26 protein-coding genes and 1 tRNA gene are annotated in these 22,679 nt (G+C 63.2%); 15 read left to right on the forward strand and 12 right to left on the reverse strand.

The window, feature by feature from the left end:
• Positions 1–4 precede the first annotated feature (4 nt).
• Genes rsfS through GM676_RS27705 form a run of 5 tightly spaced genes read right to left on the reverse strand, consistent with a single transcriptional unit; the run spans position 5 to position 4,292 of the window.
• Entirely contained in the window at positions 5–691 is a 687-nt protein-coding gene (gene rsfS, locus GM676_RS27685) for a ribosome silencing factor (protein ID WP_155467494.1), read from the reverse strand.
• Positions 691–1,350: a nicotinate-nucleotide adenylyltransferase gene (locus tag GM676_RS27690; RefSeq protein ID WP_155467495.1), complete on the reverse strand. Its 660-nt coding sequence runs from the start codon at positions 1,348–1,350 to the stop codon at positions 691–693. The genes rsfS and GM676_RS27690 overlap by 1 nt, the downstream gene beginning before the upstream one ends.
• 2 nt (positions 1,351–1,352) lie before the next feature.
• Complete coding sequence (gene hemF, locus GM676_RS27695) at positions 1,353–2,279, reverse strand: oxygen-dependent coproporphyrinogen oxidase (RefSeq protein ID WP_155467496.1); 927 nt, start codon at positions 2,277–2,279, stop codon at positions 1,353–1,355.
• A 1-nt stretch (position 2,280) separates the two neighbouring features.
• Positions 2,281–3,549: a phosphoribosylamine--glycine ligase gene (gene purD / locus GM676_RS27700; RefSeq protein ID WP_155467497.1), complete on the reverse strand. Its 1,269-nt coding sequence runs from the start codon at positions 3,547–3,549 to the stop codon at positions 2,281–2,283.
• 17 nt (positions 3,550–3,566) lie between these two features.
• On the reverse strand, positions 3,567–4,292 hold the full coding sequence (locus tag GM676_RS27705; RefSeq protein ID WP_155467498.1) for a YebC/PmpR family DNA-binding transcriptional regulator: 726 nt from the start codon (positions 4,290–4,292) through the stop codon (positions 3,567–3,569).
• A 179-nt stretch (positions 4,293–4,471) separates the two neighbouring features.
• On the opposite strand from GM676_RS27705, the gene GM676_RS27710 reads away from it, so the two are divergent.
• The 5 genes from GM676_RS27710 (at position 4,472) to GM676_RS27730 (ending at position 9,885) form a co-directional block, all read left to right on the forward strand.
• Entirely contained in the window at positions 4,472–7,012 is a 2,541-nt protein-coding gene (locus tag GM676_RS27710) for an alkaline phosphatase D family protein (RefSeq protein WP_155467499.1), read from the forward strand.
• A 127-nt stretch (positions 7,013–7,139) separates the two neighbouring features.
• Positions 7,140–8,045 carry a DMT family transporter gene (locus GM676_RS27715; protein WP_155467500.1) on the forward strand — a complete coding sequence of 302 codons (906 nt, stop codon included), beginning with the start codon at positions 7,140–7,142 and terminating at the stop codon, positions 8,043–8,045.
• Positions 8,046–8,054: 9 nt separating this feature from the next.
• The gene (locus tag GM676_RS27720) at positions 8,055–8,438 is read left to right on the forward strand and encodes a methylglyoxal synthase (protein WP_155467501.1); all 384 of its coding nucleotides are present in this window, start codon (positions 8,055–8,057) and stop codon (positions 8,436–8,438) included.
• A gap of 11 nt (positions 8,439–8,449) precedes the next feature.
• Complete coding sequence (locus GM676_RS27725; protein WP_155467502.1) at positions 8,450–9,424, forward strand: quinone oxidoreductase family protein; 975 nt, start codon at positions 8,450–8,452, stop codon at positions 9,422–9,424.
• Positions 9,421–9,885 carry a DUF6328 family protein gene (locus GM676_RS27730; RefSeq protein ID WP_155467503.1) on the forward strand — a complete coding sequence of 155 codons (465 nt, stop codon included), beginning with the start codon at positions 9,421–9,423 and terminating at the stop codon, positions 9,883–9,885. Before GM676_RS27725 ends, GM676_RS27730 begins: the two co-directional genes overlap by 4 nt.
• Here GM676_RS27730 and GM676_RS27735 read toward each other — a convergent pair.
• A complete protein-coding gene (locus tag GM676_RS27735) occupies positions 9,882–10,556 on the reverse strand; it encodes a DUF4136 domain-containing protein (RefSeq protein ID WP_155467504.1) in 675 nt (224 codons plus the stop codon). The genes GM676_RS27730 and GM676_RS27735 overlap by 4 nt on opposite strands.
• Positions 10,557–10,764: 208 nt before the next feature.
• On the opposite strand from GM676_RS27735, the gene pepN reads away from it, so the two are divergent.
• The 4 genes from pepN (at position 10,765) to GM676_RS27755 (ending at position 15,430) form a co-directional block, all read left to right on the forward strand.
• Positions 10,765–13,419, forward strand: coding sequence for an aminopeptidase N (gene pepN / locus GM676_RS27740; RefSeq protein ID WP_155467505.1), 2,655 nt, complete (start codon positions 10,765–10,767; stop codon positions 13,417–13,419).
• Positions 13,420–13,441: 22 nt separating this feature from the next.
• The gene (locus GM676_RS27745; protein ID WP_155467507.1) at positions 13,442–14,446 is read left to right on the forward strand and encodes a class 1 fructose-bisphosphatase; all 1,005 of its coding nucleotides are present in this window, start codon (positions 13,442–13,444) and stop codon (positions 14,444–14,446) included.
• 94 nt (positions 14,447–14,540) lie between these two features.
• Positions 14,541–14,616: transfer RNA gene (locus GM676_RS27750), tRNA-Thr, on the forward strand.
• A gap of 331 nt (positions 14,617–14,947) precedes the next feature.
• Positions 14,948–15,430 (forward strand): hypothetical protein, encoded by a 483-nt coding sequence (locus tag GM676_RS27755; RefSeq protein ID WP_155467509.1) that lies wholly within the window; start codon positions 14,948–14,950, stop codon positions 15,428–15,430.
• A 227-nt stretch (positions 15,431–15,657) separates the two neighbouring features.
• On the opposite strand, the gene GM676_RS27760 is transcribed toward GM676_RS27755, so the two are convergent.
• The 5 genes from GM676_RS27760 to GM676_RS27780 all read right to left on the reverse strand — a co-directional run bounded on the left by GM676_RS27760 (position 15,658) and on the right by GM676_RS27780 (position 18,770).
• Positions 15,658–15,816 carry a hypothetical protein gene (locus tag GM676_RS27760; protein WP_155467511.1) on the reverse strand — a complete coding sequence of 53 codons (159 nt, stop codon included), beginning with the start codon at positions 15,814–15,816 and terminating at the stop codon, positions 15,658–15,660.
• 290 nt (positions 15,817–16,106) lie between these two features.
• Positions 16,107–16,379 (reverse strand): helix-turn-helix domain-containing protein, encoded by a 273-nt coding sequence (locus tag GM676_RS27765; RefSeq protein WP_155467513.1) that lies wholly within the window; start codon positions 16,377–16,379, stop codon positions 16,107–16,109.
• A gap of 308 nt (positions 16,380–16,687) precedes the next feature.
• A complete protein-coding gene (locus tag GM676_RS27770) occupies positions 16,688–17,272 on the reverse strand; it encodes a hemerythrin domain-containing protein (RefSeq protein WP_155467515.1) in 585 nt (194 codons plus the stop codon).
• Between the two features lie 87 nt (positions 17,273–17,359).
• Positions 17,360–17,683 (reverse strand): YkgJ family cysteine cluster protein, encoded by a 324-nt coding sequence (locus tag GM676_RS27775; RefSeq protein WP_155467517.1) that lies wholly within the window; start codon positions 17,681–17,683, stop codon positions 17,360–17,362.
• Between the two features lie 31 nt (positions 17,684–17,714).
• Positions 17,715–18,770 (reverse strand): FUSC family protein, encoded by a 1,056-nt coding sequence (locus tag GM676_RS27780; protein WP_155467519.1) that lies wholly within the window; start codon positions 18,768–18,770, stop codon positions 17,715–17,717.
• Between the two features lie 118 nt (positions 18,771–18,888).
• Here GM676_RS27780 and GM676_RS27785 point away from each other — a divergent pair, with 118 nt between their 5' ends.
• From GM676_RS27785 to GM676_RS27795, 3 genes are all read left to right on the forward strand, one after another.
• Complete coding sequence (locus GM676_RS27785; RefSeq protein WP_155467520.1) at positions 18,889–19,776, forward strand: LysR family transcriptional regulator; 888 nt, start codon at positions 18,889–18,891, stop codon at positions 19,774–19,776.
• Between the two features lie 96 nt (positions 19,777–19,872).
• Positions 19,873–20,292, forward strand: coding sequence for a hypothetical protein (locus GM676_RS27790; protein WP_155467521.1), 420 nt, complete (start codon positions 19,873–19,875; stop codon positions 20,290–20,292).
• On the forward strand, positions 20,279–20,644 hold the full coding sequence (locus GM676_RS27795; RefSeq protein ID WP_155467522.1) for a hypothetical protein: 366 nt from the start codon (positions 20,279–20,281) through the stop codon (positions 20,642–20,644). The genes GM676_RS27790 and GM676_RS27795 overlap by 14 nt, the downstream gene beginning before the upstream one ends.
• Here the strand turns inward: GM676_RS27795 and GM676_RS27800 are convergent.
• Complete coding sequence (locus GM676_RS27800) at positions 20,638–20,880, reverse strand: hypothetical protein (protein WP_155467523.1); 243 nt, start codon at positions 20,878–20,880, stop codon at positions 20,638–20,640. The genes GM676_RS27795 and GM676_RS27800 overlap by 7 nt on opposite strands.
• Positions 20,881–20,968: 88 nt before the next feature.
• Here GM676_RS27800 and GM676_RS27805 point away from each other — a divergent pair, with 88 nt between their 5' ends.
• The 3 genes from GM676_RS27805 to GM676_RS33020 all read left to right on the forward strand — a co-directional run.
• Positions 20,969–21,661 (forward strand): hypothetical protein, encoded by a 693-nt coding sequence (locus GM676_RS27805; protein WP_155467524.1) that lies wholly within the window; start codon positions 20,969–20,971, stop codon positions 21,659–21,661.
• Positions 21,662–21,679: 18 nt separating this feature from the next.
• Positions 21,680–22,345 carry an energy transducer TonB gene (locus GM676_RS27810; protein WP_155467525.1) on the forward strand — a complete coding sequence of 222 codons (666 nt, stop codon included), beginning with the start codon at positions 21,680–21,682 and terminating at the stop codon, positions 22,343–22,345.
• Positions 22,346–22,563: 218 nt separating this feature from the next.
• Positions 22,564–22,679: ESPR domain-containing protein (locus tag GM676_RS33020; protein ID WP_211923305.1), on the forward strand; the 116-nt coding region annotated here is incomplete at its 3' end.

Here is a 22,679-nt window from a genome sequence, read left to right on the forward strand (position 1 = left end):
GGGGTTACTCGGCCGCTTTTTTGATGCGCTTGATGACGGTCTTGGCTGGCGCTTCTTCCGCCTTGGGTTTGGCGGCGCGCGGCTTCGGCGCCGCCTTCAGTGCCTTGACGGCGGCGACGGTGGCCTTCGGTGCGCCGACTTTCACCTTTTTGCCGGCCGGGACGACGGCTGCCGGCTTGTCGGCGGCGGCTTTCTTCACGGCCGGCGCCTTCCTGGCGGCGGCCGGCTTGCGGGCGGCGGTCTTCTTCTCGACCACGGCTTCGGCGGCGACCGCCTTCTTGCCGGCGGCCAGGTGGCTGCTGATCTTCTTCGGCTCGGCCTCTTCGGCTTCCTTGGTGCCTTTGCGCTTGGCGGCGCCCAGCTTCACCGGCTTGTCGCCCCAGATCTCTTCCAGGCGGTAGTAGGCGCGGATCGGCGCTTGCATGATGTGGACAATGATGTCACCCAGGTCGACCAGCACCCATTCGCCGGTGTCCTCGCCTTCCATGCCGTAGACTTCACCGCCGGCTTCCTTGACCTTGTCGCGCACCGAGGCGGCCAGCGCCTTGGTCTGGCGGTTGGAGGTACCGGAAGCAATCGCGATGCGGTCGAACAGGCTGGTGAGGTGGGTCGTGTCGAACAGGACGATATCTTGGGCCTTAACGTCTTCGAGGGCGTCAACGACCAGGGTTTGCAGTTTTTTGATGTCCATTAGCTTTTGTATAGATGGTGTTGTTCAATATAGTCTAGCACTAGCGGCGGGATAAGCGAGTTTGCCTGCTCCCCCCGTTGTAATGCCGCACGTATCTGGGTGGCGGAGATATCCACCGCGAAGTCCTGTGCCAGATAAGTCAGACCATGCGGCGTGTTACGGATTTGTTCAGGCGTTCCCAAACGGCTGGTGAACGCCTCGGCCACGGCCGGCGGCAAGCCGGCGGTGGCAAGGTTATAGCCGGGGCGGGCCGCCACGCAGATATGGGCGTAGTCGAACAGCGCCTGCCATTGGTGCCAGGTGTCGAGCCGTTGCAGCTGGTCGGCGCCCATCAGGAAGGTCACCGAGGCCTGCGGCCCCAATTCGTCGCGCACATTGCGCAGCGTATCGATGGTGTAGGTCGGCAGCCCCTGGGCGCCGCGCGCGATCTCCTGCATGTCCACCGCCACGCTGAACGGCCGGCCGGCAAAGGCCAGCGCCACCATGTCGGCGCGCTGCTGCGACGAGGCTTTCAGCGAGGCCTTTTGCCACGGCAGTCCGGTCGGGATCACGCGCAACTGGTCGACTTGCAGCAGATTGGCGAAGTATTCGCCCAACGCGACATGACCTAGATGCACCGGATCGTAGCTGCCTCCCAGCAGTGCGATGCGGAAGGCCATCGTTATGCGGCGAGCCAGTCGCGGTGCGGCAGGAAGTCGGTGTACAGCGCCGCTTCCGGCGAGCCGGCTTCAGGTTCCCAGCGATAGCGCCATTTGACGACGGGCGGCATCGACATCAGGATCGCTTCGGTGCGGCCGCCCGACTGCAAGCCAAACAGCGTGCCGCGGTCGAATACCAGATTGAATTCGACGTAGCGGCCGCGCCGGTAAGCCTGGAAGTCGCGTTCGCGCTCGCCGTACGGCGTGTCCTTGCGCGCCTTCAGAATCGGCAGATAGGCCTTGAGGAAGGCGTCGCCCACGCTTTGCGTCATGGCGAAGCTCTGCTCGAAGCCTTCGGCGCTGTGGTCATCGAAGAAGATGCCGCCGACGCCGCGCGCCTCCTGCCGGTGCTTCAGGTAGAAGTACTCGTCGCACCACTTTTTGAACTTGTCGTGCAGGCCGTCGCCGAAAGGGGCGAGGGCATCGCGGCAAGTCTGGTGGAAGTGCTTCACGTCTTCCTTGTCGCCGTAGTACGGCGTCAGGTCCATGCCGCCGCCGAACCACCAAACCGGCTCGCCGGCCGCGTTGGTGGTGCTGAAGAAGCGCACGTTCATATGCACGGTCGGCGCGTACGGATTGCGCGGATGGATCACCAGCGACACGCCCATGGCTTCCCACGGATTGCCGCCGATGTCCGGGCGGTGCGCCGACGCCGATGGCGGCAGCCTGGCGCCCAGCACGTGCGAGAAGTTGACGCCACCGCGTTCGATGACGTTGCCTTCCTCGACCAGGCGCGAAATCCCGCCGCCGCCTTCGGCGCGCTGCCACTCATCGCGCAGGAATGCTTTGCCGTCGACGGCTTCCAGCGCTTGCACGATGTTGTTTTGCAGGTCGAGCAGCCAGGCTTTGACTGCTGCGGGCTGCGGAGTAGAGGCGGGCGCCGGCGACATCTTAGTGCTTCAGCCCGCGCCAGCCGATATCGCGGCGGCACTGCATGCCTTCGAAGCTGATCTGATCGACCGCCTCGTAAGCCTGTTTCTGCGCCAGCTTGATGCTGTCGCCCAGACCGACCACGCACAGCACGCGGCCGCCGGTCACTTGCAGCTGGCCATTGACGTCGACGGTGCCGGCGTGGAAGGTCACCGCTTCCGGCGTTTCGGCCGGGATGCCTTCGATCACGGCGCCTTTCAGCGGCGCGTCCGGGTAGCCGGCGGCGGCCAGCACCACGCCCACGGCGGTGCGGCGGTCCCATTCCAGTCCCACCTGGTCCAGCGTGCCGTTGACGGCGTGTTCCATCACGCTCACCAGATCGGTCTTCAGGCGCGACATGATCGGTTGCGTTTCAGGGTCGCCCATGCGGCAGTTGAATTCCAGCGTGCGCGGATTGCCCTGGGCGTCGATCATCAGGCCGGCGTACAGGAAGCCGGTGAACACGATGCCGTCCTTCGCCATGCCGGCGATGGTCGGGTTGATGATCTCGCGCATCACGCGCGCGTGCATGGCGGGTGTCACGATCGGGGCCGGGGAGTAGGCACCCATGCCGCCGGTGTTCGGGCCTTCGTCGTTGTCCTTGAGGCGCTTGTGATCCTGGCTGGTGGCCAGCGGCAGGATGTTTTTGCCGTCGCACATGACGATGAAGCTGGCTTCCTCGCCGGCCAGGAATTCTTCGATCACGATGCGCGCGCCGGCGTCGCCGAAGCGGTTATCGGCCAGCATGTCGTCCACCGCGCGGTGCGCCTCTTCCAGCGACATCGCCACCACCACGCCCTTGCCTGCGGCCAGGCCGTCGGCCTTGATGACGATCGGCGCGCCGTTGGCGTCGATATAGGCGTGGGCTTGCGCCACGTCCGAGAAGGTCTGGTATTTGGCGGTCGGGATGCCGTGGCGCTGCATGAAGGCCTTGGCGAAGTCCTTCGACGATTCCAGCTGCGCCGCTTCTTTCGTCGGGCCGAACACTTTCAGGCCACGCGCGCGGAACAGGTTGACGATGCCGCCGGCCAGCGGGGTCTCCGGACCGACCACGGTCAGGCTGATGCCTTCGCTCTCGACGAAGTTGGCCAGCTCGTGCAGGTCGGTGATGTTGACGTTGACCAGGCGCGCGTCGCGCGCGGTGCCGCCATTACCCGGGGCCACGTACACCATCTGAATGCGCTCGGATTGCGCCAGTTTCCATGCCAGCGCGTGCTCACGGCCGCCGGAGCCGACTACCAAAATTTTCATAAGTCCTCAGTCTTCGCTCAGTCTTCGATCTCAACGTTGGAATACACTTCCTGGACGTCGTCCAGCGCTTCCAGCGCATCCAGCAGTTTTTGCATCTTGATCGCGTTGTCGCCGGTGACCGCGGTCACCGCGTCCGGCTTCATGATGATCTCCGCCACTTCGGCCTTGAAGCCCTTGGCTTCCAGCGCGTCCTTGACGCCGGCGAAATCGTGCGGGCCGCACAGCACTTCGATGCCGCCTTCCTCGTCGGTGACCACGTCTTCGGCGCCGGCTTCCAGCGCCGCTTCCATCAGCGCGTCCTCATTGGTGCCCGGCGCGAACAGGAACTGGCCGACGTGCTTGAACATGAAGGCCACCGAACCTTCGGTGCCCATGTTGCCGCCGTTCTTGTTGAAGGCGTTGCGGACTTCGGCCACGGTGCGCACGCGGTTGTCGGTCATGCAGTCGACGATGACGGCGGCGCCGCCGATGCCGTAGCCTTCGTAGCGGACCTCTTCGTAGTTGGCGCCGTCCTCGCCGCCGGTGCCGCGGGTGATCGCGCGCTGCACGTTATCCTTCGGCATATTGGCGTCGGCCGCCTTGTCCATGGCCAGTCGCAGGCGCGGGTTGGCGGTTGGGTCGCCGCCGCCCATGCGGGCTGCCACGGTGATTTCCTTGATCAGGCGCGTCCAGATTTTGCCGCGTTTCGCGTCAGTTGCTGCCTTTTTGTGCTTGATGTTGGCCCATTTGCTGTGTCCAGCCATGTTCGGTCTTCCTTCGGCGGTATTTCGTTAGGTGATCGTTGGTGTGCGGTGAGGGCGGTATTCTAGCATAAGAGGCTACCCGCTCCCTCGCTAGAGGCCTTGCTCCACTTTTTGTAGAGAAGCGGTCATATCCTGCTGCTAGGGTTTACTTTTTTGACATGATTGCAGCGGGAGTGGACATGGATCGACGGCAGTTTCTGAAATTCGGCAGCTTTATTACGGTATCGGTGGCATCGGGCGCGGGCCTGAGCGCCTGCGGCGGCAGCGATGGCGCGCCGGGCGGCGCGTTGCCGCCGGCCAGCGGCGCGTGGAAGTTCCCGCAAAGCGTGGCCTCCGGCGATCCGCGCGCCGACAGCATTCTGTTGTGGACCCGCGCCGTGCCGGCGGCGGCCGACAACGTGGCCACCGTGGCCGCCGGCGCCGACGCCTCGATCCGCCTGATCGTCACCTCGGCCGACAACAGCAAGGCGCTGGGCGGCAATGCGGCGCTGAGCGGGACCACCGTGGCCGACGTCACCCTGCCGCTGCAGGCGCAGTACGACAACACCGTGCGCCACAAGCTGACCGGCTTGTCGGCGGCGACGGTGTACTACTACCAGTTCATCGCCGGCGACAACCGCTCGAACGTGGGCCGCTTCAAGACCGCGCCGGCGGCCGACGCGGATGTGTCGCAGCTCCAGTTTGTTTACATGACCTGCCAGGACTGGAGCGTCAACCACTGGGGGGCGATGACTTCCATCGCCGCCGAGAATCTGGACTTCATCGTGCATCTGGGCGATTACATCTACGAGACCGTGGGCGAGGACTTCCAGCTGGGCGCGGTGGAAAGCCGCCATGATGCGCTGGTGCTGCCGGACGGCGTGTTCAAGAACGGCAGCTCGGGCGCCAGGTACGCCAACACGCTGGCCGATTACCGCTACCTGTACAAAAAATACCGCACCGACGCGCGCCTGCAAGCGCTGCACGAGCGCTTTGCCTTCATCGCCATCTGGGACGATCACGAGTTCTCGGACGATGCGTGGCAGGATGCGCAGACCTACGACGGCTCGTTCAACGCCGACGGCTCGGACCTGCACCAGACCGCGCGCCGCCGCAACGCCAATCAGGCGTGGTTTGAATTCATGCCGGCCGATGTGTCGCTGGACGCGGCCAATACCACCTTCCAGAACATCAAAATCTATCGCGACTTCCAGTTCGGGAAGCTGATGCAGCTGGTGATGACGGACGAGCGACTGTACCGTTCGGATCACATCATTCCCGAGTCGTCGGTCAATCCGGCCACCGGCAAGGCGCTGGGCCGCATCGGTGCGCGCTATCTGGTGCCGCAGGATTTGTTCAACAGCGTGGAGGCGCAGAAGATGGCCGGCGCCAAGGCCATCGGGCTCGATCCGCTGACCACCGCCACCATCCTCGGCAACACGCAGCGCCAGTGGTGGATGGACAAGATGAAGTCCGCCACCGCGACGTGGAAGTTGTGGGGCAATGAAGTGTCCTTGCTGCGCATGGGCCTCAATGGCACCGATGCCGTGGCGACCTTGCTGGCCGTGGGCGCGGTGAGCGGGCTGGCGACGTCGGTCGGCAGCGCGGCGGCTGCGGCCGGCGGCAACTTCGCCGTGGCCGGCGCCATCGTGGCCGGCGTGACGGCAGGTGCATCGGCTGGCGTGGCGCAAGCCGGCGCAGTGGCCATCGCCACCGCCGCCGCAGGCAGTGGCGCCGGCGGCGCCGGGAGCGGCACGGCCACGACCGAGGCGCTGGTGGCGGCCGGGGTGAAAACCGGCCTGACCATGGCGCAGGCCAGCATCGCCGCCGCGACCTTCGTCAAGGTCGGCGCGTCGGCGGCGGGCGGCGCGAGCGGCGTCGCGTTGGCGGCCGTGGCGGCGCAGACCATCGCCTTCGGCTACATCAAGCCGGACGTGCAGGCCAAAAAAGCCGAATCGCCTTTCGTGGCGGTCTCCGGCAAGAAGGATGCGCTGTCGGCCTTCTTCACCCGATTCCTGCTCAACTGCGACCAATGGGATGGCTACAACAGCGAGCGCAAAGCCTTGATGTCGCACCTGAAGACCAACGCCATCGGCAACGTGGTGGCGCTGACCGGCGACATCCACTCCTTCTTCGCCGGCACCGTGAACGACGACTACGACGCCACCGGCGGCGGCACGCCGGTGATGGTGGACCTGGTCTCGGCCGGCATCAGCTCCGACTCCTTCTTCAGCTACCTGCGCGACGCGGCGGCCTCGCTGGGCGACATCGGCACGCTGGTGTCCAACCCGCTGGCGGTGCCGGTCCCGGGCCTCGGCACGGTGAGCCTGAGCTTCAACCTGCTCGACTACACCATCGGCAAGGCCGCGCCGACGCTGGCCTCGCTGGCCGAACAAACCCGCGTGCAGCTGCGCGGCGCGCTGGCCGCGAAAGGCGTGCCGGAGGCGCAGCTGGAAGCGACGGCGGCGGCCGTGCTGGCCGGCCTGCAAGCCAACAGCGACTTCAACACCAGCCTGCTGGGACTGGCGCAGCAACTGTCCGCGCTGGGCAACAACCCGTGGCTCAAGCATCTGAACACCGACGCCCAGGGCTACACGCTGGTCACGCTCACCCCGGGCAGGCTGACCGCCCAGTTCCGCCAGGTGAACAAACTGGTGGCCGGCGCCGCCCCCGCCACCATCGTCGCCCGCACCACCACCGCGACGGTGACGGCCGGCGCCGCGGCGGTGGCCATCAGCTAACGTCACGCTGCGCCATTGCACGCCACGGCACGCCACCCACGCTGCGCGCGCTGCCGATTGGTGGCGCGTCGTGGGCGCACCGGGGGCGCGCCAGCGGCGGTTTGCTTTTGCCCGTACAATCTCAGGTATGGACAAAAGCACCACACCCGGCGCGCCGGCGCGCGCCGCTTTTCTCAGCGGCCTCGGTATCGCCATCGGCGGCTCGGTTTTATTTTCCACCAAGGCCATCGTCGCCAAGCTGCTGTACCGCTATCACATCGACGCCGTCACCCTGATCGCGTTCCGCATGCTGTTCTCGCTGCCGGTGTTTGCCGCCGTCGCGCTGTGGAAGATGCGCTCGGCGCCGCCGCTCTCCGCCGGCGACCGCTGGCGCATCGCCGGCCTCGGCCTGGTCGGCTATTACCTGTCCAGCTTTCTCGATTTCCTCGGCCTGCAATACATCTCGGTCGGCCTGGAACGCCTGATCCTGTTCCTGACGCCCACCTTCGTGTTGCTGATCAGCTCCACCGTCCTCCGGCAGCACATCAGCCGCCAGCAGTGGATGGCGCTGCTGATCTCCTACCTCGGCATCGTGCTGGTGTTCGTGCACGACCTGCAAGGCGGCGGCAATGTCGTGCTGGGCGCCGCGCTGGTGACCGGCTCGGCCGCCGCCTACGCCGCCTATCTGCTGCTGTCCGGCGAAATGGTCAAGCGGCTGGGGGCGATCCGGCTGGTGTCCTACGCCATGTGCGTGTCCACCGTGGCCTGCGTCGGCCAGTTCTTCCTGCTGCGGCCCGCGTCCGGCCTGCTGCAACCGCTGCCGGTGTACGGCCTGTCGCTGGTCAACGGCATCCTGTGCACGGTGGCGCCGGTGTTCATGACCATGACCGCGGTCGAACGCATCGGCGCCGGCACCGCCTCGCAGGCTGGTATGATCGGCCCCGTTTCAACGCTGTTTCTGGGCGCGCTGCTGCTGGGCGAGCCCGTCACCTCCTGGCAACTGGGCGGGACCGCGCTCGTGCTGTCAGGGATTTATCTGCTGTCCAAAAAATAGGATCACGACATGAAAACCCGCATTGCCCTGATTGCTCACGATAAGAAAAAAGACGACATGATCGCCCTGGCCACCGAATACAAGGCCTACCTCGCGACCTGCCAGCTGGTGGCCACCGGCACCACCGGCGGCCGCCTGGCCAATGAAGTGGGCCTGACGGTCGACCGCAAGCACTCGGGCCCGTTCGGCGGCGACTTGCAGATCGGTTCCCTGCTGGTGGAGGGCGGGATCGACGCCGTGATCTTCCTGCGCGATCCGATGACCCCGCAGCCGCACGAACCGGACATCAACGCCCTGGTGCGCGCCTGCGACGTGCACAATACGCCGTGCGCGACCAACGTGGCGTCGGCACATCTGGTACTGTCTCAACTTCAACAGCGCGCAGCGCAATAAGGAGAACGGCGATGGTCAAGGCGATCCGCATGAACCGCGTGGGCGGTCCCGAGGTGATGGAACTGGTGGACATCGATCTGCCGCCGCCCGGCCCCGGCGAAGTCCGGATGCGCCATGAAGCCATCGGCCTCAATTACATCGACGTCTACCACCGCACCGGCCTGTATCCGCAACCGCTGCCCGGGGCGCTGGGCGTGGAAGGCGCCGGCGTGGTGGAGGAGGTGGGCGAGGGCGTGACCGAGTTCCAGCCGGGCGACCGCGTGGCCTACGGCGGCCGGCCGCTCGGCGCCTATTCGGAGGCGCGCAACATCCCGGCCGCGCAAATCCTGCCGCTGCCCAAGCAGATCGAATTCGACACCGCCGCCGCCATGATGTTGCAAGGCTTGACGGTGCAATACCTGTTCCACCGCACCGTGCCGCTGAAGGCCGGCGATACGGTGCTGTTCCACGCGGCCGCCGGCGGCGTCGGCCTGATCGCCTGCCAGTGGGCGCGCGTGATGGGCGTGAACCTGATCGGCACCGTCGGTTCGGACGAGAAGGCCGCGCTGGCGATTGAAAACGGCGCCACCCACGTCATCAACTACAACCAGGAAAACTTCACCGAACGCGTCAAGGAGCTCACCGGCGGCAAGGGCGTGACGGTGGTGTACGACTCGATCGGCAAGGACACCTTCACCGGCTCGCTGGACTGCCTGCAACCGCTGGGCATGATGGTCAGCTTCGGCAATGCCTCCGGCCCGGTGCCGCCGTTCGGCCTGAATGAGCTGGCCAGCCGCGGCTCGCTGTTCATCACCCGGCCGTCGCTGATGGCCTACATGGCCAGGCGCGAAGACCTGGAAGCGTCGGCCAGGTCGCTGTTTGGCGTGGTCAGCAGCGGTGAAGTGAAGATCGACATCCGGCAGCGCTACGCCCTGGCCGACGTGCAGCAGGCCCACCGCGACCTGGAAGCCCGCAAGACCACCGGCTCCAGCATCCTGCTGCCATGAGCACGCGTCCGGAACAGCCGGACTGCGAACCCGGCGGCGAGGGCGATTTCACCGACCTGCTGAGCGAGACGCGCATCCTGTTGCCGGGCGCGCAAATGCTGTCGGCCTTTCTGGTGATCCTGCCGTTCAACAGCGGCTTTGCGCAGATCGTCCATGTGGAAAAGCTGCTGTTTCTGGCGACCTTCTTCTTCTCGCTGACCAGTCTGGTGTTGCTGAGCGCGCCCGCCATCCAGCACCGCCTGATGCGCCCCCTGAAAGACCGCGCCCGCTTCAAGCGCGTGGCGACGCGCCAGATCGTCGCCGGCGCGTTTGCGCTGGCGATCGCCCTGGTGCTGGGAACGGATCTGGTGATATCGGAAGTGTTTGGCGCCACCGTCGGGCTGATCATGTCAGCCCTGATGGCCTTGCTGATACTGTGCGCCTGGTGGCTGCTGCCACTGTACTTGAAGCGCAGCCTTTAGTTGGCCTTGGGCGCCGAGGCGGCGGCCTGCACGGTTTCGGTCTTCGGCTCGATGGTGATGTCGATGGTGCGCGGCACGCCGTTCTGGCCGGGGAAGCCGGTGAAGGCGCTCTGCACCAGTGCCGGCATCACGTGCGGCGTGGCTTGCACGCCGCTGGTGTTCTGCACGGTGACGTCATACAGCTTGCGGCCCGACGTGTTGTTGATGGTCACGCGCAGCTGGCGCTGGTACTGGTGCTTGACGCGCTCTTCCACGCGGGTCGGCCCGTAGAAGAAGGGATCGTAGAAGAACGGACGATAGGCCCAGCGCGAATAGCCCCAGCCATAACGGCCGTAGTACGGGCCCCAGTACGGACCCATGAACGGGTATTCGGTCTGCAACACCCGCACCGGATGGTCGATGGTGAAGAATTTCATGCCAACGAGCAACTTCGGCGACTGGTTGTCGGCCACCTGATGGAAGCCCAGCTTGCCCAGTTCATTGGCGACCAGCACCTGGTAGTTGCGGTATTCCAGCGTATCGTCGGCGCCCTGCGGCGCTTCGAAGGCGTAGGACTTGTCGGCGAGATCGGCCGGCCAGTCGTTGAAGGCGGTGACATTGCTGCTGATGGTGGTGGCGCAGCCGCTCAACAGCAGGACGGCGGCTGTCGCCAACGTGGCGAGATATTTCATGATGTTGCCCCTCACAGTAAGACGGTATTTTCCAGAGCTAAGTTTATGTCGCTCGTTCGGACCTTGCATGATTATTACAGAATGTTACCGCATCGTGGAAAGCGGCAACTTACCGGTTGGAAAGCTTGGCCAAAATGCCAATTCGGCACATCGGCCGACGCTGGTATTGGTAAAATAAGCCTTTGCCTCCGTCCACCCAGAGCTTCCAATGCGCACAGACAGCAGCCCCACGACGATCTTCCGCAAAGATTACACCCCTCCCGCCTACCTGGTAGACACCGTAGAACTGGGCTTCGACCTGGCCCCGGCGCGTACCGTGGTGGCCAACCGCATCACGCTGCGCCAGAACCCGGACGCGGCCAGCCACGACATTGTGCTGCATGGCGAAGAGATCGAGCTGGTGCAGGTGCGCCTGAACGGCCAGCAGCTCAGCGAGCGCGACTACGAACTCAGCCACGCCACCCTGACCATCCGCAACGCCCCGGCCGAGGTGGTGCTGGAGATTGAAACCCTTTGCGCGCCGGTGGAAAACACCACGCTGTCGGGCTTGTACGTCTCCAACGGCAACTTCTTCACGCAGTGCGAGGCCGAAGGCTTCCGCCGCATCACCTTCTTCCCCGACCGCCCGGACGTGATGGCCAGGTACACCGTGATGCTGCGCGCCGACAAGGCCGCCTATCCGGTGCTGCTGTCCAACGGCAATCTGGTGGAGCAGGGCGAGCTCGGCGACGGCCGCCACTACGCCAAGTGGGAAGATCCGTTCAAGAAACCGTCCTACCTGTTCGCGCTGGTTGCCGCCAAATTGGTGTGCCAGGAAGAGCAATTCAAGCTGGCCGACGGCCGCGAAGTGCTGCTGCAAGTGTGGGTGGAAGAGGGCAACCTCGACAAGACCGACTACGCCATGCAGTCGCTCAAGAACTCGATCCGCTGGGATGAGCAACGCTTCGGCCTGGAGCTGGACCTGGACCGCTTCATGATCGTCGCCGTGGGCGACTTCAACATGGGCGCGATGGAAAACAAGGGCCTGAACATCTTCAACACCAAGTTCGTGCTGGCCAACCCGCGCACCGCCACCGACATCGACTACGCCGGCATCGAAGCCGTGGTCGGCCACGAATACTTCCACAACTGGACCGGCAACCGCGTGACCTGCCGCGACTGGTTCCAGCTGTCGCTGAAGGAAGGCCTGACCGTGTTCCGCGACCAGGAATTCAGCGCCGACATGATCGGCACCGATTCCGGCCGCGCCGTCACCCGCATCGACCAGGTGCGCACGCTGCGCCAGGCCCAGTTCCCGGAAGACGCCGGCCCGATGTCGCACCCGGTGCGTCCCGACTCCTTCGTCGAGATCAACAACTTCTACACCGTGACGGTGTACGAAAAAGGCGCGGAAGTGGTGCGCATGTACCAGACCCTGCTGGGCCGCGACGGCTTCCGCAAAGGCATGGACCTGTACTTCGAGCGCCACGACGGCCAGGCCGTCACCTGCGACGACTTCCGCGCCGCCATGGCCGATGCCAACGGCCGCGACCTGACCCAGTTCGAACGCTGGTATTCGCAAGCCGGCACGCCGGTGGTGACGGCGCGCACCCGCTACGACGCGGTCAAACGCAACTTCGACATCATCCTGTCGCAGCGTGGCCAGCCGGAGCAGCAGCCCTTCCACATCCCGGTGGCGGTGGGCCTGCTGGGCGCCAACGGCAAGGACTTGCCGCTGACGCTGGAAAACGGTAAGCATGAGAAGGGCGCCAAGGGTGACGAAACCACGGTGGTGCTGGAGCTGACCGGGCAGGAGCAGATCTTCCGCTTCCGCAATGTCGACGAGCGTCCGACGCCATCGATTCTGCGCGACTTCTCGGCCCCGGTGATCCTAGAATACGACTACACCGACGACGAACTGCTGCACCTGTTCAGCCAGGACAGCGACCCGGTCAACCGCTGGGAAGCTGGTCAGCGCCTGGCGATGGAGCGCCTGCTCAAGCTGACCAAGCAAGTGGCCGCGCACGGCGCCAACAACCTGAAGCTGGACAGCACCTTCATCAACGCCATGCGTTCCGTGCTGACCGATGAAAAACTGGACGCGGCCTTCCGCGAACTGGCGCTGATCCTGCCGTCGGAAACCATCGTCGCCGAGCAGATGGACGTGGTGGATCCGCAAGCCATCCACACCGCGCGCCAGTTCATGCGCCGCACGATTGGGACGGCGTTGCAGACCGAACTGCTGGCGCAATACCACGCCAACCAGACCCCGGGCGACTACAGCCCGGACGCGCTGTCGGCCGGCAAGCGCGCGCTGAAAAACCTGTGCCTGTCCTACCTGATGGTGGCGCCGGAACTGGCCGAGCTCAAACTCGCGCAACAGCAGTTTGAAAACGCCTCCAACATGACCGACCGCTCGGCGGCGCTGGTGTCCATGATCCACAGCGGCGCCGAAAGCGGCCCGTACCTGAAAGCCTTCTACGACGATTTCGACAACGAAGCGCTGGTGATCGACAAATGGTTCGCCATGCAGGCCTCCGCGCCGACCACCAACGTGGCGGCGGTGCGCAAGCTGATGCAGCACCCGGCCTTCACGCTGAAAACGCCAAACCGTGCGCGCGCGCTGATCTTCAACTTCACCAACGCCAACCCGTCGCAATTCCACGCGGCCGATGGCAGCGCCTATGAATTCTGGGCCGAGTTCGTGATCAAGCTCGATGCGATCAACCCGCAGGTGGCGGCGCGTCTGGCGCGCGCCATGGACCGCTGGCGCCGTTACGCGCCGGCGCTGCAAGCGAAGATGAAACAGGCGCTGGAAAAGGTCGCCAGGCGCAAGCTGTCGAACGACGTTTCCGAGGTCATCACCAAGGCGCTGGCCAACTAATTACAATCAACGAGGGACCACAATGAAACGAGTCAGTCTTACGCAATACCTGGTGGAAGAGCAGCGCCTCCACAACAACATCCCGGCAGAGCTGCGCCTGCTGATCGAGGTTGTCGCGCGCGCCTGCAAAACCATCAGCCACTCGGTCGGTAAAGGCGCGCTGGGCGAAGTGCTGGGCTCCGCCGACACCGAAAACGTGCAGGGCGAAGTGCAGAAAAAACTGGACATCATTTCCAACGAAATCCTGCTGGAAGCGAACGAGTGGGGTGGCCACCTGGCGGCCATGGCGTCGGAAGAAATGGAATCCATCCACCCGATTCCGAACCGCTATCCAAAAGGCGAATACATGCTGCTGTTCGATCCGCTGGACGGCTCGTCGAACATCGACGTCAACGTCTCGATCGGCACCATCTTCTCCGTGCTGAAAGCGCCGGAAGGCATGGGCCAGCCGAGCGAGGCGGACTTCATGCAGGCTGGCTCGAAACAGGTGGCGGCGGGCTACGCCGTGTATGGTCCGCAAACCATGCTGGTGCTCACCACCGGCAACGGCGTCAACTGCTTCACCCTGGACCGCGAAATGGGCTCGTGGGTGCTGACCCAGCGCGGCATGCAGATTCCGGCCAAGACCAAGGAATTCGCGATCAACATGTCCAACCAGCGTCACTGGCACCCGCCGGTGCAGCGCTACATCAGCGAACTGCTGGCCGGCGACACGGGTCCGCGCGGCACCAACTTCAACATGCGCTGGATCGCGTCGATGGTGGCGGACGTGCACCGCATCCTGAACCGCGGCGGCATCTTCATGTACCCGGCCGACCTGCGCGACACCTCGGTGCCGGGCAAACTGCGCCTGATGTACGAAGCCAATCCGATGGCCTTCATCGTGGAGCAGGCGGGCGGCGCGGCGACCGATGGCAAGCAACGCATCCTCGACATCCAGCCGACCAAGCTGCACCAGCGCGTGCCGGTCTTCCTGGGCTCGCGCGACGAGGTGGCGGTGGTGACCGGCTACCATCAGGAAACCTGATTCGCAGAAAGCAATGTGATTATTGCAACTAGACCAAAAATTATCGTTTTAGGACTGGTTGCAGTGAAGGTTCTTTGTTAGAATGCGGGTCGTCGCCGCTGTAGCTCAGTCGGTAGAGCAGCGCATTCGTAATGCGAAGGTCACCAGTTCGATTCCGGTCAGCGGCACCAAGGAATAATCAGAAACCCGTTTTTCTCGTTGAGGAAAGCGGGTTTTTTGTCGCCCATCGTTCCGGCGAAGCGAGAGCAGCCGTGATGGACGGTCTGAGCAACGCGAGCGTAGGGTGAATGCCGGGTGTGATTTCTTAAATTAGTCTAAACCGCTCTGCTTCGATCCAACGAAGTCTATTTAGGGCTGAAATTGGCTCCTGTATGTCTAATGGAGTCTAGAAGATCAGAGACAAAGTCTAAAAAGGTCTTCTTTTCGAATGAAAAAATCTAGAACGAACTAAGTTTCGTTTCGAAGGTCTAACTTTTAGACTTGTCTGGAGAGGAGTTCATCATGGGATTCGTAGCGAAGCGCCACGTCGAAATACCAATATCCGACTTCATGGACCTTGAATTTCATTTGATGGAGACTCGCCCCGGCGTTAATGCCGAAGACTTTTTGGCTGAGTTGCTTCATCGTTGGCTGGCGATTGAGATGGAGCGAGCCTCGCTGCAAAAGAACGGCCGGGCGATGCGCGGCTTTCAATGGAAAAATCTCTTTCTGCCGGACGGGACCAATCTTCGTACCTGCTATCGTCACACCATTGCGTACGCCAAGGTGGTTGGCGATCGCATCATCGCGGACGATGGCGAGGCGTTGACGCCCTCTGTCTTCGCCAATCGTCATGGGGCGGGGCGCAACGCCTGGCGCTTCGTGTGGTTGCGCTTCCCGGGCAATGATTACTGGGTGCGTGCTGACGAATGTCGGGCGCAGAAGAATCCCGATCGAACCGCGCAGCATGTGCGTGGCAGAGATTACGAGGATTTGAGTCTATAAAGCAGTCTATAAATTAAATCCCAGCACCAAATTTGAGAGTGTTCTAGACTTTTGGCGCGCAGAATGCGACTGATTTAGACTCCAGCTCCGATTTTCAGGACTTTTTTAGACAAGCCTCTGCGGATTTTGGACTGTCTTAGCCTTCGTTAGTGTCGTTTAGACCGTTATAGACGATCAGGCGAAAATACCTCCGGCACAGCCACTTCTGCGGTGTATTTGGCGTCTTGTCAGGCCGGCTTGGCTTTGCGGGTCAGCAGCGTGGCCGCCGTCAGCGCGCCGAGAATGCCCAGCGTCCAGGCGGCGGTGCTGCCGGAGAAGCCGATGGCGGTGTCGATCGCCAGTTTGCCCGCCTTCGGACCGGCCAGCTCCAGACGGCGTTTGGTCACAGCGTGGCATTTCGCTTGGTAGGTCTCTGCAGGGGAACTTCCGCTGCCCCCAAAGCCGCCGCATGACACATACTCAAGTCTTACAGACTGCTTGCGCCCGCACCAATGTGCTTGTCCAGAAATCTCTCTACACTTGCCCGGCAATCGATACGATTCTTCGCCAACTTTTAGCTGTGGCCTTCATCATCACTCTGGCGAGCCGGTGCTTCTTGGCTTGAACGTTATGCCGGGGACAATCGCGTTTTCGCCGCCGCATGCTCGGCATGTCGGCGTTAGTGATCTTATGGGGATCAGAAATTGCTTATCCGCTCCAGGCATTGGATGATTGTGGCTTCATCGATATTCCTGAACTGCCCATCTAGTAAATCTGACAGCCAAGACTCAGTCATGCCGATCTTTTCTGCGGCCTGTTGTTTCGTGAATCCGAGGTTATTAATGGTTTGCTGGAGCTGATGGGTTAGATCAGCCTTGAGAAGCATTTGTTCCGCATTCGGATAACCCAGGTCTTTGTACACGTTGCCGCTGCCTTCTTCGATGGGGACGCCGTCGATAATGGTAATCATGCCCAATCACTCCTTTCTAGCGCTGCTGCGATCGTTAAGCGCGTTTTGATTAGATCAATTTCTCGCTTGGGAGTTGCGATTCCACGTTTGGATTTCTTCTGAATATCTATCGGAGCGAAATAGAACTTGAGCTCGCGCATGCATCGGACAACTGAAGCGTGGGTGGCTGCGAGCGGGGAGGATTTCTCAGACGTGCTGCCAGAGCGGGAAGTTGTTAACCGCGACGAAGGGACGAGCGATGATTGGATATCGGGACGAGTCGCGGAAGTAGAAAGGCCATCGAGAATTCGATGGCCTTGATTCTTTAGTCATATCGGCTTGGCTTTGCGGGTCAGCAGCGTGACCGCCGTCAGCGCGCCGAGAATGCCCAGCGTCCAGGCGGCGGTGCTGCCGGAGAAGCCGATGGCGGTGTCGATCGCCAGTTTGCCCGCCTTCGGACCGGCCAGCTCCAGACGGCGTTTGGTCATTTCCACGCCCAGCTCGCTCAGCCTGTCCTTGCTCAGCAGGCGTTCCGCGTGCGGCAGCAGCACGGTTTCCTCATCGGCGACATGGTGGATGACGTCGCGCATCAGTTGTTGCAGCAGCTGATCGTGGCGCACGTCTCCCGGCGGGGTGCTGCGCAGTTCGCTGATGAGGCGGCGCATCTCGTTGTGTTCGGGTACGCTCTTGAGCAGCACCGGCTCGTCGCTGTCGATGCCGCGCATGGCGGGGTAGAAGATTTCTTCCTCCAGCGTGGCATGGATTTCCAGCGCGCTGGCGATGGTCTCGGCCAGCGCTTTCTTGACCTTGGGCGTGGCGCCGGCCGTGTATTGGTGGAAGGTGACCAGCACGTGCGAGTGATCGAAGCGGATCATGTCGGTAATGGTCGGGCTGAGTTTTTTGAGCGCAAACATGGCGGATCTCCTGGCGAGTTGACTGCTGGGAGTGTCATCTTATCGGCGGCCGGCGCCGGGCCGCGTAGGAGGACGCCGATTTGTTTGTCAGACCGCGACGCGTGTGTCTTCCGTCAGTCCCGCCAGTGCGCGGGCGCGCAGGCATTGTTCGGAGCCGGCTTCGCATTCGCGGCAGGTGCTGGAGCGCAGGGGATAGATGTTGCAGCTGACGGACAGGCCGACTTCACCGTCCAGGCACACGCAGCGCGCCGGCGCTTGCAGCGTGCCGTTCATCGCCACATGGTGCGGCGAGACGGGCGTGACCAGTTCGCGCGGCACGCGGCCGTCGGGATGGAGCGTGGATTCGCTCCAATAAAAACTGACGCGGAATACGGCGCAGCAGGCGCCACAGGACTGGCAGTCTAGCGACATGGCGAAATCGGAAACGATGACGCCTGTGATTCTAGCTTGATTTGCGCAGGCGATCCATCAGCGGCCACAGGGTCAGCGTCGCGGCCACGGCGATGGCGCTGCCGAGCAGGTTGTTTTCCAGCCGTACCAAGGCGTAGGTGTAGTCGATGGTCGGCATGGCGTAATCGGCCACCAGCACGAACGATGGCGTGAGGAAAGCCACAAACACGCTATACCCAACCGGACGCAGGGCCATCGTCAGGCCGATCAGCGGGAACACCGCCAGCGCGATTTCCAGCGGCGTTTGCGCCAGCGCGCCGATGGCGACGGCGATCAGGGTGCCGATCGCGGTGCCTACCGCGCGCTGCAAACTGCGCGGCAAGGTGCCGGCCGCCGACGGTTGCAGGATCAGCAGCACGGCCATGGTGGCCCAGTAGCCGCAAGGCAGTTCCAGCTTATGCACGGCGAGATAGGCGGCCGTGGTGGCGATGCCGAGGCGCAGGGCGAAGTGCACGCCGTCGCTGCTCAGCGAGGCATGTGCGCGCAGCTGCCGCAAGGCCTCGCGCATATTGCGCGCCGCGGCGTGGTGCCATGCGTCCTTGTGCTGTTCCGCCGCTGCGGGGCGCAGCTGCCAGATGGCCATGCTCAGCGCGGTGGCGCACAGGCAGCCCAGCAGGTACAGGCCGAGGTAGGCGTAGCCGCCGGCGCTGCCCGCGGCCGGATGGTCGACCATCACCACGCAGGCGGTGGCGGCGAGGATGGCCACTTGATATGGCGCGTCGCCCCAGATGCGCGTCAGCCCGGCCACGGTGACGAAGCCAAGGATGGTCAGGGCGCCGGCGGTGGCGCCAAAGCCGGCGGCCCAGGTGGTCAGCAAGCCGCCCAGCGTGGACAGCGCGGCGAACGACAGCATCGATGCCAGCCGGTTGCGCGCACCATGCGGCGCGGTGGCGAGCGAGGTCCAGAAGGCGCCGATGGCGGCCCAGGAAAAATCCGGTACATGCAGCACGCAGCCCACCAGCAGCATCAGGGCCGAAGCCGAGGCGGCGCGCATGCCGTCCATCAGGTTGGCTTTGGCGGCGGTGGTGGTGAGCAGTGTCTTCAACATAATGATGACAGTGTAAAAAAGCACGGCCGCCGAATCCAATATTTCGTGGTAGTCTCTTCAAGACGAAAAAGATATCGCAAACGGTTTTGGTAGCGTTTTTTTAAATGAGAGGACAAGCATGGAATTTCGCCAGCTGCGCTATTTCCTGGCCGTGGCAGAGCATCTGCACTTCACGGTGGCGGCGGAGCGCCTCGGCATCGCGCAGCCGCCTTTGAGCCAGCAGATCATCAAACTGGAACGGGAGATCGGCACCAAGCTGTTTGTGCGCCATCCGCGCCGGGTGGAGTTGACCGAGGCCGGCGTCATCTTCAAGGAACGCGCGCAGCGCGTGCTGGACGACGCCAACGATGCGCTGGAACACGTGAAGATGGCCGCGCGCGGCGAGAGCGGCAACCTGTCGATCGGCTTTGCCGGATCGACGGTGTTTCACCCGGCGGTGGCGCGCCTGCTGCGGCGCTTCCGCGAGGCGTATCCGGGCGTGAAGATCCGCACCGAGGAGAGCAACAGCGTGGCGCTGCTCGGCAAGCTGGCCGACGCGCAGGTCGATTGCGCCATGGTGCGTCTGCCGCTCGATTGCGGCGAGATGAAGGTGACGCCGCTGGTGCAGGAGAAGATGATCGCGGTGCTGCCGAGCGGCCACGCGCTGGGCCGCCGGCGCCATATCGACTTGAAGCAGCTGGCCGCCGACCCGTTCATCCTGTATCCGCGCGCGATCAATCCGGAACTGCACGACGCCATCATCAGCGCTTGCCGCTCGGCCGGCTTCTCGCCGAAGATCGAAATGGAATCGCCGCAGATTTCATCCAGCGTGAACATGGCGGCGGCGGGCTTCGGCGTGGCCATCATTCCCGAATCGATCGCCCAGTTCCGCGCCGAGGGCGTGACCTACCAGGACATCAGCAACAAAGACCTGGGCACCGCCATCGCCCTGATCACCCGCCCACGCGACAAATCGATCACCGTGAAGCACTTCACCGAACTGGTGCGGCAGTTCCACCGGCGCTAATCTTATCCATGACCTCGTTGCGGTCTGAGCTGGATCATATGGTGCTGACCGAACTTAGGTAGGCTGGAAGTTCTCTTCTGCCGATGGGGTTTGGTCATGAGCGCCAAAAGAAAGACTACTTTCGAATGCTGGCAAAATTTTTTGGCGTGCGTTGCCCTGCACATGCTTCTGCCGTTATTGCCGCTGCTGCTGGAGCGATGGTTTAGCGGTGCGATTGCATCCAAGTCTGCCTCGCTTACGGCGGCGTTGTATTCATTGGCTATAGCGTTGTCGTCGCGCCATGTCGCGTTACTGGGTGTTGGCATTCTTTTTGGCTTCGCCTTTGCCGCAACCTTTGGCTACCTTTCCACTGACCTGTACCGTTGCTTGCCAACGTTAACAGTTCTTCTTGTGCGGCTATTGCGTTTATGTTTGGAGCGCATATCATTGAACGATATTATCGTCATGTGCGTAATGAGGATGAATTTTTTGTGTTCTTCAAGAGCCAATAAAGGAGACTCTCATGCATGCCATTAGTTTGATGATTATGGTTAGCTTGGCTTTGGGTGCTGCGGTGTTTTTCTGGAGTGTGTATGATTTCTGCCGGACACTCTCGATGCGTAGCGCCTTGGTGCAGAGTCTTGCCGGTGATCTGGAGTTCGTTCGGGATGCTTCATACATATGGGAGTGTGATTGGCGTAACCAGTGCGACGACTGGCAATTCAAAAAACTACGGGCGATCATACGCCAGCATATCGATCAATTGAAGTTTGCTCATCCCGCAGCGGTTCTTTCCCCCTTGGATCAGGCGGATCTGCTTTTCAGGTATCGCTATGTGCGCAGCTTGGTGCGCGAGGTGGAAAAACGCGTTCAGCCGCAGCCTCAGTAATCCGCCAGCCGTGCCCCGTCCACGTCGATCAGCTGGTCCAGGCGCAGGGTTTCGCCGGTGCTGAGGGTGAGGTAGTCGGCGCCGTCCCTGGCGAAAACGTCGGTGATGATGGCGTGACGCGTTTGCAGTTGGCCGTCGGCGTCGCGGAACTGGATGGTGGTGGCTTGCCGTTTGGTGGCGTGGACTTCCAGCAGGTCGTGAAAGTCGCAGCTGATCGGCTGGTAGTCGGTGGTCATGGTGTCCCTCTTGCTGATGAGTTGTGCGCGGCGATATTTGCAGATGATGTACATTGATTTTATAACATCATTGAAGGGGTATGTGCCGATGAAATATCACGCCGCCGCGGCCGCCATGGTGCTGGCCGCCTTGCTGTCCGCCTGCCACAAGAAGGAGAAGGCCGAGGAAGCCGCGCCGGCCACGCCTGCGCCTGCTGCCGCGCCCGCCGCCGCCGCGCCGCCACCAGCCGCCGCGCCAGCCGCGCCGCTCACGCGCGAGCAGGAAAAACTGGCTGAGAAGCAGGCCTTGCTCGATTACGGCGTGATGGAGGACAAATACATCAACGATGCGCGCGGCCAGTGGGCCACCGACGCCAAGGCCAGCTCGGTGTTTGGCGACGAGAACGGCCGCACGCCGAGCGAATCCAACCTGCCCATCAAGGCCACCGGCCCGGCCGACGGCAACCAGTGGACCAACAACAGCACCGACAAGGGCTTCGACTGGCTGGAGCTCGGCTACGCCACCCCGGTCAACGCCACCGAGGTGCGCATCGTGGTCGGCAGCGGGCAGGGTGTGGAAGCGTTCAACAAGGTCGAGCTGCAAGACACCGACGACAAGTGGCACACCGTGTGGGAAGGCCTGAGCGACGTCAAGCGCGACCAGCGCGGCAGCCGCACCTGGTTCGTGCGCAGCTTCGAGAAGACGCCGTACAAGGCCAAGCGCGTCAAGCTCACCATCGCCAATAATCTGGAGCACTCGTACAAGGTGGTCGACGCGGTGCAACTGGTCGGCGACAAATAAGCGCGCTATGATCGCGGCATGAACAAGAAATTGCTGGCCGTCGCCGTCGTGGCGGCGGCGCTTGCCGCACTCAATCTCGCCAGCCGCGCCGCCCAGTCCGGACCGGCGCGCGCCCCCTTGCAGGCCCTGCTCACCCCGGCCAGCTGCATGCAGCCGCAATGGCCGGCCGAGGCGCGCCGTTATGAAATTGAAGGCGTGACCACCATCCGGTTCGAGATCGGCGCCGACGGCGCGGTGCGCAATCCGGCCGTCGCACGCGGCAGCGGCTGGCAGATCCTTGACGACGCCGCCATTCGCGGCATTCAGCAATGCCGCTTCCAGCCCGGGCTGCCGGCCGCGCGCGACGGCACGGTGTTCCCGCTGCAATATGTGTGGAAGCTGGATGGCGTGGCGCCGGTGCGGCCGCTGCTGGTGGCCGGCAGTTGCCAGCCGTCCGGGCGCTTTGCCGCCTTCCGCGAAGCCGATCCGCGCCCCAGCGGCAAGGATGGCATTCTGTTGCGCTTCCTGATCGATGCTCACGGTGCGCCGACGCGCGTCGTCACCGAGGCTGACGGCCAGCCGCGAGAGCTGGCCGCGCAGGCGGTAGCTTACTTGCAAACTTGCCGCTTCGCCTACGACCCGGCTCGCGGCGGCGAGCGCACCGACACGGCGTTTGGCCGCGTGCTGTTGGGCGCCGCACCGTAGTGCCGATCCAACAGGCGCGGGTTTTTGTGGATGTTGCCGTACAAAAACTAAAAACCTTCCGGTAGAATCGCAATTGCCCTACGGCAAATAGATTCGCGCTCAATCCTCGCGCCCCCCGCCTTTCCCGCAGCCCCGCTCCTTGCTGCCCCATCCCCAGCTGATGTTTCGTGCCGCCACAGGTGGCATGCGTCCGGCTGATATCGTTGCAAGGTAGCGTCATGAACCGTATATTCAGAGTTGTGTGGAATGCCGCCCAAGGTGTGTGGCAGGTATGCTCGGAACTGGGCGGCACGCGCGGCAAGGCGGCCAGCCGCCGCGCCCGGCGGCGCGCGCT

This window comes from Duganella radicis (assembly GCF_009720825.1).
Classification (GTDB): domain Bacteria; phylum Pseudomonadota; class Gammaproteobacteria; order Burkholderiales; family Burkholderiaceae_D; genus Rugamonas; species Rugamonas radicis.